Source organism: Vibrio sp. 1F253 (assembly GCF_041439295.1).
Classification (GTDB): domain Bacteria; phylum Pseudomonadota; class Gammaproteobacteria; order Enterobacterales; family Vibrionaceae; genus Vibrio; species Vibrio tasmaniensis_A.
This window is the reverse complement of sequence record NZ_JBGONU010000010.1, coordinates 20,451-32,767: the sequence shown is the minus strand read 5'-3', so window position 1 is coordinate 32,767 and position 12,317 is coordinate 20,451. Positions and strand designations below refer to the sequence as shown.

Sequence of the window (12,317 nt, the reverse complement as noted above, 5' to 3'; positions counted from 1 at the left end):
TCATTAGGAATGTAGGCACAAGGAGAGATGCAATGAGTGAAGCCCACGTTTATCCGGTAAAAGAAAATATTAAATCAACCACACACGCGGATAATGACACTTACCTAGCCATGTACCAGCAATCTGTTTCTGACCCTGAAGGCTTTTGGGGTGAACACGGAAAAATCGTTGATTGGATTAAACCTTTCACACAGGTAAAAAATACCTCTTTCGACCCTGGCCACATTGATATTCGCTGGTTTGAAGATGGCACGCTTAACGTTTCGGCTAACTGTATCGACCGCCACCTTGCTGAGCGCGGTGATGAAGTCGCTATCATCTGGGAAGGCGATGATCCGGCTGATGACAAAACCCTAACTTTTAATGAACTACACAAAGAAGTGTGCCTGTTTTCAAATGCTCTAAAAGAGCAAGGCGTGCGCAAAGGTGATGTAGTTTGTTTATACATGCCAATGGTTCCAGAAGCTGCGGTTGCGATGCTGGCGTGTACCCGTATCGGGGCGGTTCACACAGTAGTATTTGGCGGTTTCTCCCCAGAAGCACTGTCTGGTCGTATTATCGACTCAAATTCTAAAGTCGTTATCACTGCCGATGAAGGCGTGCGTGGCGGCCGTGCGGTTCCACTGAAGAAAAATGTCGATGAAGCACTGACGAATCCTGAAGTGAAGAACATCGAAAAGGTTGTAGTATTCAAACGTACTGGCGGCGATGTTGCATGGCACGAACACCGCGATGTGTGGTGGCACGATGCTATTGCTAATGTATCTGCAGATTGTCCTCCAGAAGAGATGAACGCAGAAGACCCACTATTCATCCTTTATACGTCAGGTTCAACAGGCAAACCTAAGGGTGTTATGCACACCACAGGTGGTTACCTTGTTTATGCAGCAATGACCTTCAAATACGTATTCGATTACCAAGAAGGCGAAACTTTCTGGTGTACAGCCGATGTGGGTTGGATTACCGGTCACACATACCTTGTTTACGGACCGCTTGCCAATGGTGCAAAAACCATTCTGTTTGAAGGCGTGCCGAACTACCCGAACACAAGCCGCATGAGTGAAGTGGTCGATAAGCACCAAGTTAATATTCTTTATACGGCGCCAACAGCTATTCGTGCATTGATGGCGAAAGGCAATGAAGCCGTTGAAGGCACGTCTCGTGACAGCCTAAGAATCATGGGCTCAGTGGGTGAACCTATCAACCCAGAGGCGTGGGAGTGGTACTACAAAACAATCGGTAATGAGCAGTCTCCAATTGTTGATACATGGTGGCAAACAGAAACGGGTGGTATCTTAATCGCACCACTACCGGGGGCAACCGATCTAAAACCGGGCTCAGCGACGCGTCCATTCTTCGGTGTGCAACCGGCGCTGGTTGATAACATGGGTAACATCATTGAGGGTGCAACAGACGGCAACCTAGTGATTCTTGACTCTTGGCCAGGCCAGATGCGTACCGTTCACGGCGATCATGACCGTTTCGAACAAACTTACTTCTCGACCTTTAAAGGCATGTACTTCACCAGTGATGGTGCTCGTCGTGATGAAGACGGTTACTACTGGATTACTGGCCGTGTTGATGACGTTCTGAACGTATCAGGCCACCGTATGGGTACCGCTGAGATTGAATCGGCTCTAGTCGCATTTGATAAGATCGCAGAGGCTGCGATTGTAGGTATCCCTCATGATATTAAAGGCCAAGCGATTTACGCTTACATCACGTTGAATGATGGTGAATTTCCGACCGCAGAGCTTCATAAAGAAGTGAAAGACTGGGTACGCAAAGAGATAGGCCCAATCGCAACGCCAGATGTACTGCACTGGACCGACTCATTACCAAAAACTCGTTCAGGTAAAATCATGCGTCGTATCCTGCGTAAGATTGCCACTGGCGATACTGGCAACCTAGGCGATACGTCGACACTCGCAGACCCAAGCGTGGTCGATAAGCTGATTGCAGAGAAAGCGGAACTGGCATAAGCAACCCGTCACATTACGTAATTACTGTTTAAAACAACTCCTTTCTAAACCGTCACCTATGTGGCGGTTTTTTTATGGCTGATCTTGATCTCAAATATCCTCGACAAAATTAAGGCTAAGGCGCTTTTTTGTTAAGTTGGTAACAATCTCACACTCTCTCAATAGGAGATTAGACCAGTAAATTGCTGCGATTTGCGCTGAATTAGCTATAATCTGGTTCTAATTTTTAAATTTGGGTTTTTCTTACTGGAAATTATCCCCAAATTTTCAATAAAATGGCAACATTCACGTTCGTAAACACGATAAAGGAAGATAGCCCCACAATGTCTACAAAGTTTCGCATTCTAGTTTTAAATGGACCAAACCTTAATCTGTTAGGCCTTAGAGAACCTGCACACTACGGTTCTCAAACACTTGACCAGATTATTAGCTCATTGACCGAGCAAGCGAAAACACACGATGTTGAGCTATCTCACTTACAGTCAAATCGTGAGTATGAGCTGATTGAAGCTATCCATAGTGCTTATCAAAATGTTGATTTCATTATTATCAACCCAGCGGCCTTTACACATACCAGTGTGGCGTTGCGTGATGCACTACTTGGTGTTGCTATCCCATTTATTGAGGTTCACCTATCGAATGTTCACGCACGTGAACCATTCCGTCACCACTCTTACCTGTCTGATAAAGCAGAAGGTGTGATTTGTGGCTTAGGTGCCCAAGGTTATCAATTTGCTTTGACAGCTGCGCTCAACAAGCTCAACGCAAAGTAAATAAAAACAACGAACTATTACTAACCTACTCAGTCAAAGAGTAAGTTCAATCAACAGATAAAGAGAAAGAAACAATGGATATTCGCAAAATCAAGAAGCTAATCGAATTGGTTGAAGAGTCTGGTATTTCTGAGCTAGAGATCTCTGAAGGTGAAGAGTCAGTACGAATCAGTCGTAACAGCCCTGTATCTGCAGCGCCTATTCAATATGCAGCAGCTCCAGCTCCTGTAGCGGCAGCAGCACCTGCGGCGGCACCTGTAGCTGCAGAAGCGGCAGCTCCTGCGGTTCCTGCTGGTCACCAAGTTCTTTCTCCAATGGTTGGTACTTTCTACGGCGCTCCAAGCCCAGATGCAAAACCGTTCGTTAAAGTGGGTCAATCTGTAACTGCTGGCGAAACACTATGTATCGTTGAAGCGATGAAAATGATGAACCAAATCGAAGCTGATAAATCTGGTGTTGTAACGGCTATCCTAGTTGAAGACGGTCAACCAGTAGAATTCGACCAAGCTCTAGTAATTATCGAATAATAGAGAGCACTCATTATGTTAGATAAATTAGTAATCGCGAACCGTGGTGAAATTGCACTGCGTATTCTGCGAGCATGTAAAGAGCTTGGCATCAAAACGGTAGCAGTTCACTCAACCGCTGACCGCGATCTTAAGCACGTACTGCTTGCTGACGAAACAATTTGTATCGGTCCAGCTCGTGGTATCGATAGCTACCTGAACATCCCTCGTATCATCAGCGCTGCTGAAGTAACAGGTGCAGTTGCTATCCACCCAGGCTACGGCTTCCTATCTGAAAATGCAGATTTTGCAGAACAGGTAGAGCGCAGTGGTTTTATCTTCGTTGGCCCTAAAGCTGAAACCATTCGCATGATGGGTGACAAAGTGTCAGCTATCACGTCAATGAAAAAAGCGGGTGTACCTTGTGTACCAGGTTCTGACGGCCCTCTTGACGACGACGAAGCGAAAAACAAAGCGCACGCTAAGCGCATTGGTTTCCCTGTAATCATCAAGGCTTCTGGCGGCGGCGGCGGTCGTGGTATGCGTGTTGTTCGTACTGAAAAAGAACTAACAGAAGCTATCGCAATGACTCGTGCTGAAGCAAAAGCATGTTTCAATAACGACATGGTTTACATGGAAAAATTCCTAGAAAACCCACGTCACATTGAAGTACAAGTGCTTGCCGATGGTCAAGGTAATGCTATCCACCTAGGTGAGCGTGACTGTTCAATGCAGCGTCGTCACCAGAAAGTTGTGGAAGAAGCACCAGCTCCAGGTATCACTGAAGAAATGCGTAAATACATCGGCGACCGTTGTACTCGTGCATGTCTTGAGATTGGTTACCGCGGCGCAGGTACATTTGAATTCCTATACGAGAACGGTGAGTTCTACTTCATTGAAATGAACACTCGCATCCAGGTTGAGCACACGATTACTGAAATGGTAACGGGTATCGATCTAGTGAAAGAGCAACTTCGCATTGCTGCTGGTCAGCCTCTATCATTCACACAGGATGATATTAAGCTGCGCGGCCACTCAATCGAATGTCGTATCAATGCAGAAGATCCCGTACGTTTCCTACCGTCTCCGGGTAAGATCACGCGCTTCCATGCTCCAGGTGGTATGGGCGTACGTTGGGAGTCTCACATCTACACGGGTTACACAGTGCCACCACACTACGATTCAATGATTGGTAAGCTGATCACTTACGGTGAGAACCGTGATGTTGCTATCGCTCGTATGAAGAACGCATTGGGTGAAATGATTGTTGAAGGTATTAACGTTAATACTGAGCTTCAACTGTCTATTATGAACGACGAAAACTTCCAACACGGTGGGGCAAACATCCACTACCTTGAGAAGAAGCTTGGTCTACAATAGACGCTAGCCTTCCGTAATTCGTTCTCTGTAGAACAGTAATAAATGCTCACTTCGGTGAGCATTTTTGTTTGTAAATACTCGCAATAATCAATTCATAATCCCCATTATATTCCGTGGGGTTTTGGTGAATTTGCTCATATTTTCTGCTAGACTCGCCATCCAATTTTTCTCATATAGAAGATGCAGCCATGCCTTGGATTCAAATCAAGCTTAATGCTACCAATGAAAATGCCGAACAAATCGGCGACATGTTAATGGAAGAGACTGGTGCTCTTTCTGTAACTTTCCTGGATGCACAAGATACCCCTGTATTTGAGCCTCTGCCGGGCGAAACTCGCCTTTGGGGTGATACTGACATTCTCGCGCTTTACGACGCTGAGACTGACACTGGTGTCGTTCTAGCGCAGATTAAAGCAAGCAACATGTTCCCTGCAGACTTTGCTCACAAAGTAGAGCAAATTGAAGACAAGGATTGGGAACGTGAATGGATGGACAACTTCCACCCAATGAAGTTTGGTGAGCGTTTATGGATCTGCCCTAGCTGGCGCGATATCCCTGAACCTGACGCTGTAAACGTAATGCTGGATCCCGGTCTTGCATTCGGTACCGGTACTCACCCAACAACAGCATTGTGTCTTGAGTGGCTTGAAGGCCTAGACCTGACAGGTAAAACCGTGATCGATTTCGGTTGTGGTTCTGGCATTCTTGCGATCGCTGCGATCAAACTTGGCGCGGCAAAAGTTGTCGGGATCGACATTGATCCTCAAGCTCTGCTTGCATCAAAAGACAATGCACAACGCAATGGTGTTGCTGAGCAACTAGAGGTGTTCTTGCCACAAGATCAACCGGAAGGTTTGCTCGCTGACGTTGTTGTTGCCAACATTCTTGCCGGTCCATTACGCGACCTTTCTGGCATCATTAAAGGTCTAGTAAAGCCAAATGGTGTACTAGCAATGTCGGGTGTTTTAGATACACAAGCGGAAGATGTTGCAACTTATTATCGTGATGAGCTTCACATTGATCCGATCATTGAACAACAAGAATGGTGTCGAATCTCTGGTCGCAAGCAAGGCTAGGTAAGACTTTGGGCGCTAATTGACTGAAATTTAAACGAATTACGAAAACAAATTGTAAATGCTCAAATATTAGTCTTTTCACGCAGCGAAAAAATGCGTAAAATGCGCGCCCTTGCTGGTACAGAACTGTGATGACATTTTTGAAAATCGGAAATTATCAACTTAAGAACAATCTAATCGTCGCTCCTATGGCTGGCGTAACGGATAGACCATTCCGTGAGTTGTGTCTTCGTTACGGTGCGGGGATGGCAGTCAGTGAAATGATGTCCTCCAATCCGAAAGTTTGGAAAACGTCAAAATCTCAGCAGCGTATGGTACATGAAGGCGAATCGGGCATTCGTTCAGTACAAATCGCTGGTGCAGATCCACAGCTTATGGCCGAGGCTGCTCAATTCAATGTTGCTAACGGTGCGCAAATCATCGATATCAATATGGGTTGCCCAGCCAAAAAAGTGAATAAGAAGCTTGCGGGCTCAGCCCTACTTCAGCATCCAGAACTCATTGAAGATATTCTGAAGGCTGTGGTAAATGCTGTCGACGTTCCAGTAACGTTGAAAACGCGCACAGGCTGGGATACAGACAATAGAAACTGTGTCCAGATCGCGAAAATAGCCGAAGACTGCGGCATACAAGCTCTTGCCCTTCACGGGAGAACTCGCGCTTGTATGTACAAAGGTGAGGCAGAATACAAACACATTAAAGCAGCGAAACAAGCAGTATCTATTCCGGTTATCGCTAACGGTGATATCGATAGTCCGGAAAAAGCGAAGTTTGTGCTGGAGTACACCGGCGCTGATGCTTTAATGATAGGTCGACCTGCCCAAGGACGTCCTTGGATTTTTAACGAAATCCTACACTATTTGGAAAACGGCACCACGATGGACCCACTCCCGATTTCGGAAGTGAAAGACATCATGCTTGGTCATGTGCTCGCTCTACATGAATTTTATGGAGAGTTTTTAGGCCCTCGCATCGCTCGTAAGCATGTGGGTTGGTATCTAAAAGAGCATGAACAAGCGAGTGAGTTTCGCCGTACCTTCAACGCATTCGAAGCAGGTGATCTGCAGCTTGAAGCGCTAGAAGGTTTTTTTGATAACGTTGCACCATAATTACGAGAAGAGCTAGACCGAATATGTTCGAACAAAATCTGACTTCAGAAGCATTGACAGTAACTACAGTTACATCACAAGACCAAATCACGCAGAAGCCACTACGTGACTCAGTTAAAGCATCATTGAAAAATTACCTTGCTCAATTAAACGGTCAAGAAGTCAGCGAGTTATACGAATTAGTATTAGCTGAAGTTGAACAGCCACTACTAGACACTATCATGCAGTACACTCGCGGTAACCAAACTCGCGCAGCAACCATGATGGGTATTAACCGCGGTACTCTTCGCAAGAAACTTAAAAAATACGGCATGAACTAATCGTTCTTTCGTAATTTATTGAATTAGAAGCCGAGCTATTTATTGAACTCGGCTTTTTTTTGTTTATATGGCAACAAGCGAACAATTATCAATCAATTAATGAGATGTAACGATTGATAACGTAATCACTACCGATATAATGACCCATTAATCTAATCGTCTGGAAGCTACATGCTTGATATGAAAAGGGAAGAATGGCTTAGCACACTGATCCGTGAACTGCCTGATCGTCATCTTCTGTTGGATACATCCGGACGTATTGTTGAAAACTTTGACAATCCAAATCACCACACAGTTTCAGAACTGTTGCCTCCCGCGGTTGAAAAGCAGCTGTTAGAGGCGGCAAAGCAAGCTTATTCCAGTCGCGAAATTCAATACATTCAATACTCTCTTGCGCCCTGTCAGCAACTTCAGCTTTCTATTGAACAACTTTTCGCTCAAGGGGAAGAATCTGCAGAATCAGACGATCGATATTTTGAATCGACATTAAAGCCATTGTATCTCTCGCCAGAAAAGCAATACGTGCTGTGGCAAGAGCGAGATATTACTAAAGCACAGCAACGTGAAGCTGAGCTGATAGAACTCGCTGAAATCGATGAGCTAACTGGGATTTTAAATAGACGTGCCTTTTTACTTGGGTTGGAAAAAGAGTTCAGTCAATCGCCTAAGCAAAGCTTAACGTGTTTGATGATAGACATAGACCACTTCAAAGAGATCAATGATCAAGTTGGCCACCTTTCTGGTGATGAGGTAATCGTTCAAGTCGCGAGTTTATGCCAACAGTCAATAGACTGCGATGATTATCTAGGTCGCTTGGGTGGCGAAGAATTCGGTGTCATTCTCACACACACCAGTGCCATTGAAGCTTATTACGTTGCGGAGACGATTCGTAAAACGATTGAATCAACGCCGTGTACCGTAGACGGCCACATCATCTACCCAACAGTCAGCATCGGTGTTGCTGAATACACACCACACCTTAAAACCATAAAAGAACTATTGGCTCAAACTGATAGAGCCATGTACTCTTCAAAGCAGACTGGTCGCAACCAAGTCACGCTTTACCATAATAACCTACCTACTTTAAAAATTGACGCTCAACTAAGAGCCAAAATACTGCAAGCTTCCTAGGGTTATTAACCGTAGTAAGCCTCTCTCCCTAACGGGGACCTTCTCAGCTATTTACCATCAGCAGCACAGCATGAGCTTTGTTTATCTTCGCTCGCCAAAGCACCTAAGATAGAACAATGGCTCGCATCGTCATCTACATGACCGCAGCAAGCATCATTAATCTTCTTTAATGCCGTGCGTATTCTGCCAAGTTCACTGATTTTTTCATCAATAAGTTTCAGCTTTGCCGTTGTGATGGCTTTCACTTCCGAGCAACTGTGCTGCGTTGCTTCCAAGCGAATCTCGAGCAATTCCTTAATTTCATCTAAACTCAGCCCTAACGCTTTAGATTTAAGAATAAAGGTCACCTGTTTCTGATTGTTTTCATCATATAAGCGATATCCTGAGTCACTGCGACTGGCAGGAGCAATCAGGTTACTTTTTTCATAAAACCGCAAGGTATCGGCTGTCACACCGCATCTTTTCGCTAATTCACCGATCTGAAACATGTTTTTTCCTACTGTTCCGTCCATTCCACAATTAACCTTATCGTTACTTTTCAGGCTGAAATGGCACTTTTCATAATTAATTTTGAGATGCCAAACGATTGCGCGAGCTTTTTTGTAATAAATTAGTTAGAATCTGCGCCATCAAATTTGGAGTTGGTTATCTTATTGCTTAATCATAAGACAAACCCAAAAGGTCTTTACCAAAACTGGCCAATATTTTATCTCTTACTGGTATCTAAGATAATCCACGCTAAGAAGATAGAAACAAGTTCTTTTTTGGCAAATATCTTTATTTTAACCCCATGAATTTGAGGAAGATGGAAGCATGAATAACGCTCGTCCAATTCGCCGCGCTCTAATCAGCGTATCAGACAAAACTGGTATCGTTGAATTTGCACAAGCTCTTGCTAACCGTGGTGTAGATATCCTATCTACCGGTGGCACTGCTCGCCTGCTTGCTGAAAAAGGCATCTCTGTTACAGAAGTATCTGATTACACTGGTTTCCCAGAAATGATGGATGGCCGTGTTAAGACTCTGCACCCAAAAGTTCATGGTGGCGTTCTAGGCCGTCGTGGCCAAGATGATGACGTGATGGAAACTCACGGTATCAACCCTATCGATATGGTTGTTGTAAACCTATACCCATTCGCAGAAACCGTTGCTAAAGAAGGCTGTACCCTTGCTGACGCTGTTGAGAACATCGACATCGGCGGTCCTACAATGGTTCGCTCTGCAGCGAAAAACCACAAAGACGTAACTATCGTTGTTAACGCACACGACTACGAGCGCGTTGTTGCTGAAATGGACGCGAACGAGAAATCTCTAACGCTAGATACTCGCTTCGACCTCGCTATCGCAGCATTCGAGCACACAGCTTCTTACGACGGCATGATCGCAAACTACTTCGGTACTATGGTTCCATCATACGGTGCCTCTCTACTTGATGAAGAAGGAAAGAAGGCTGATGAAGAGTCTAAGTTCCCTCGCACGTTCAACCAACAGTTCGAAAAGAAACAAGACATGCGCTACGGTGAAAACAGCCACCAGGCAGCAGCATTCTACGTTGAAGCGAATCCTGAAGAAGCGTCTGTATCTACAGCTCGTCAAATCCAAGGTAAAGCACTTTCTTACAACAACATCGCTGACACTGACGCAGCACTTGAGTGTGTGAAAGAGTTCGACCAGCCAGCATGTGTCATTGTTAAGCACGCTAACCCATGTGGTGTTGCACTAGGTGAAGACATCCTAGAAGCTTACGACCGTGCATTCAAAACAGACCCAACGTCTGCATTTGGCGGCATCATCGCTTTCAACCGTGAGCTAGACGCTGCAACAGCAACGGCTATCACTGAGCGTCAATTCGTTGAAGTTATCATTGCACCATCTGTTTCTGCGGAAGCAGTAGCAATCGTAGCGGCTAAGAAAAACCTTCGCCTGCTTGAGTGCGGTGAGTGGACAACTAAGACAACTGGTTTTGACGTGAAACGCGTTAACGGCGGTTTGCTAGTTCAAGACCGCGACCAAGGTATGGTTTCTGAAGATGACCTGAAAGTGGTTTCTAAGCGTCAGCCAACAGCTGAAGAATTGAAAGATGCTCTATTCTGCTGGAAAGTCGCGAAGTACGTTAAATCTAACGCTATCGTTTACTCGAAAGGCGACATGACTATTGGTGTAGGCGCAGGCCAAATGAGCCGCGTTTACTCTGCGAAAATCGCAGGTATCAAAGCGGCAGACGAAGGTCTACAGGTTGAAGGTTGCGTGATGGCATCAGATGCATTCTTCCCATTCCGTGACGGTATCGACGCGGCAGCAGAAGCGGGCATCAAGTGTGTTATCCAACCGGGCGGCTCTATGCGTGATGACGAAGTTATCGCAGCAGCAGACGAACACGGCATGGCGATGATCTTTACGGGCATGCGTCACTTCCGCCACTAATTTCCTCTTCGTATTTGGCACTGTGGCGTCGTTAGCTGCTTTCGCCCACCCCGGTCACATAGTGGACTATGCTCCCGGGGATGGGCTCAATTGCTGCCTAGCCACATCACCAACTACTTTGAGCAAGACTTATAACTTTGTTTTTTTAAATATTTAGATATTTGAGATTAAGGATTTTACAATGCGAGTTTTAATCATCGGTGCTGGCGGTCGTGAGCACGCACTAGGTTGGAAAGCAGCACAAAACCCAAACGTTGAAACAGTATTCATTGCTCCAGGTAACGCAGGTACTGCGCTTGAACCTAAACTTGAGAACGTAAACATCGGTGTTGAAGACATCGCTGGTTTAGTGGCGTTTGCTCAAGAGAAAAAAATCGAACTGACTATCGTTGGCCCTGAAGCGCCATTAGTTATTGGTGTAGTTGACGCATTCCGCGAAGTGGGTCTTCCTATCTTTGGTCCAACTCAAGCAGCAGCACAGCTTGAAGGTTCGAAAGCATTCACTAAAGACTTCCTAGCTCGTCATGACATCCCAACGGGTTACTACGCAAACTTCACTGAGATTGAGCCAGCTATCGCTTACGTACGTGAGCAAGGCGCTCCAATCGTAGTAAAAGCTGACGGTCTTGCGGCGGGTAAAGGCGTTATCGTTGCGATGACCCTTGAAGAAGCTGAAGACGCAATCAAAGACATGCTAGCGGGCAACGCATTTGGCGAAGCTGGCAGCCGCGTGGTAATTGAAGAGTTCCTTGAAGGCGAAGAAGCAAGCTTCATCGTAATGGTTGACGGTTCTAGCGTTCTGCCTATGGCCACTAGCCAAGATCACAAACGTGTTGGCGACAAAGACACTGGCCCTAATACTGGCGGCATGGGTGCTTACTCTCCAGCTCCAGTGGTAACTCCTGAAATCCATAACCGCATCCTTGAGGAAGTTATCTATCCAACGGTACGTGGTATGGACGCAGAAGGCGCTCCTTACACAGGTTTCCTTTACGCAGGACTAATGATCGATGCTGACGGCACGCCTAAGGTTATCGAATATAACTGCCGCTTTGGCGACCCTGAAACGCAACCTATCATGATGCGTATGGAGTCAGACCTTGTTGAACTTTGCCTAATGGCTATCGATGAGAAGCTAGACGAAGCAGAATCAAAGTGGGACCCACGCGCTTCTATCGGTGTTGTTCTTGCTGCTGGCGGTTACCCTGCTGACTACGCAAAAGGTGACGTTATTTCACTGCCAACCAGCGAAGTTGAAGGCCAAAAGGTTTTCCACGCGGGTACGACAAATAACGAAGCTGGCGACGTTGTGACAAACGGTGGCCGTGTACTTTGTGCAACGGCACTGGGTAATACGGTTTCTGAAGCTCAGGAGCGCGCTTACGCGTTGACGAAGCAAGTTAGCTGGAATGGTATGTTCCACCGCAATGACATCGGTTACCGTGCGATTGCGCGCGAGCAAGAACAGTAATCAATCTTGTTACTCGCTTACTTTCCAATAACAGTAAGCAAATGACAGAAAAGGCGCCTCGATAGGCGCCTTTTTTATCACTCAATCTCTCTAGGAATCTGTACCTGTACAGACAAATCAGCACTTGGCCTACAGCAAGCCAAAT

11 protein-coding genes are annotated in these 12,317 nt (G+C 45.8%); 10 read left to right on the top strand and 1 reads right to left on the bottom strand.

Going from position 1 to position 12,317, the window contains the following annotated elements:
• Positions 1 to 32 precede the first annotated feature (32 nt).
• The 8 genes from acs to ACED28_RS07410 all read left to right on the top strand — a co-directional run bounded on the left by acs (position 33) and on the right by ACED28_RS07410 (position 8,277).
• Positions 33 to 1,982: an acetate--CoA ligase gene (acs, locus tag ACED28_RS07445; protein WP_009844693.1), complete on the top strand. Its 1,950-nt coding sequence runs from the start codon at positions 33 to 35 to the stop codon at positions 1,980 to 1,982.
• A gap of 323 nt (positions 1,983 to 2,305) precedes the next feature.
• Positions 2,306 to 2,755 (top strand): type II 3-dehydroquinate dehydratase, encoded by a 450-nt coding sequence (gene aroQ, locus ACED28_RS07440; protein WP_009844692.1) that lies wholly within the window; start codon positions 2,306 to 2,308, stop codon positions 2,753 to 2,755.
• A 74-nt stretch (positions 2,756 to 2,829) separates the two neighbouring features.
• The gene (accB, locus tag ACED28_RS07435) at positions 2,830 to 3,282 is read left to right on the top strand and encodes an acetyl-CoA carboxylase biotin carboxyl carrier protein (RefSeq protein ID WP_004729736.1); all 453 of its coding nucleotides are present in this window, start codon (positions 2,830 to 2,832) and stop codon (positions 3,280 to 3,282) included.
• Positions 3,283 to 3,297: 15 nt separating this feature from the next.
• Entirely contained in the window at positions 3,298 to 4,641 is a 1,344-nt protein-coding gene (gene accC / locus ACED28_RS07430) for an acetyl-CoA carboxylase biotin carboxylase subunit (RefSeq protein ID WP_009844691.1), read from the top strand.
• 188 nt (positions 4,642 to 4,829) lie between these two features.
• A complete protein-coding gene (prmA, locus tag ACED28_RS07425) occupies positions 4,830 to 5,717 on the top strand; it encodes a 50S ribosomal protein L11 methyltransferase (protein WP_012604987.1) in 888 nt (295 codons plus the stop codon).
• 140 nt (positions 5,718 to 5,857) lie between these two features.
• A complete protein-coding gene (gene dusB / locus ACED28_RS07420) occupies positions 5,858 to 6,826 on the top strand; it encodes a tRNA dihydrouridine synthase DusB (RefSeq protein ID WP_009844689.1) in 969 nt (322 codons plus the stop codon).
• 23 nt (positions 6,827 to 6,849) lie between these two features.
• A complete protein-coding gene (gene fis / locus ACED28_RS07415) occupies positions 6,850 to 7,146 on the top strand; it encodes a DNA-binding transcriptional regulator Fis (RefSeq protein ID WP_004729744.1) in 297 nt (98 codons plus the stop codon).
• A 171-nt stretch (positions 7,147 to 7,317) separates the two neighbouring features.
• Complete coding sequence (locus ACED28_RS07410; RefSeq protein WP_371709574.1) at positions 7,318 to 8,277, top strand: GGDEF domain-containing protein; 960 nt, start codon at positions 7,318 to 7,320, stop codon at positions 8,275 to 8,277.
• Between the two features lie 47 nt (positions 8,278 to 8,324).
• Here ACED28_RS07410 and zntR read toward each other — a convergent pair whose 3' ends face one another.
• Complete coding sequence (gene zntR, locus ACED28_RS07405; RefSeq protein WP_269335937.1) at positions 8,325 to 8,765, bottom strand: Zn(2+)-responsive transcriptional regulator; 441 nt, start codon at positions 8,763 to 8,765, stop codon at positions 8,325 to 8,327.
• A 325-nt stretch (positions 8,766 to 9,090) separates the two neighbouring features.
• Between zntR and purH the strand changes: the two genes are divergently transcribed.
• On the top strand, positions 9,091 to 10,701 hold the full coding sequence (gene purH, locus ACED28_RS07400; RefSeq protein ID WP_371709573.1) for a bifunctional phosphoribosylaminoimidazolecarboxamide formyltransferase/IMP cyclohydrolase: 1,611 nt from the start codon (positions 9,091 to 9,093) through the stop codon (positions 10,699 to 10,701).
• A 181-nt stretch (positions 10,702 to 10,882) separates the two neighbouring features.
• On the top strand, positions 10,883 to 12,172 hold the full coding sequence (gene purD / locus ACED28_RS07395; RefSeq protein WP_172380679.1) for a phosphoribosylamine--glycine ligase: 1,290 nt from the start codon (positions 10,883 to 10,885) through the stop codon (positions 12,170 to 12,172).
• Positions 12,173 to 12,317 lie beyond the last annotated feature (145 nt).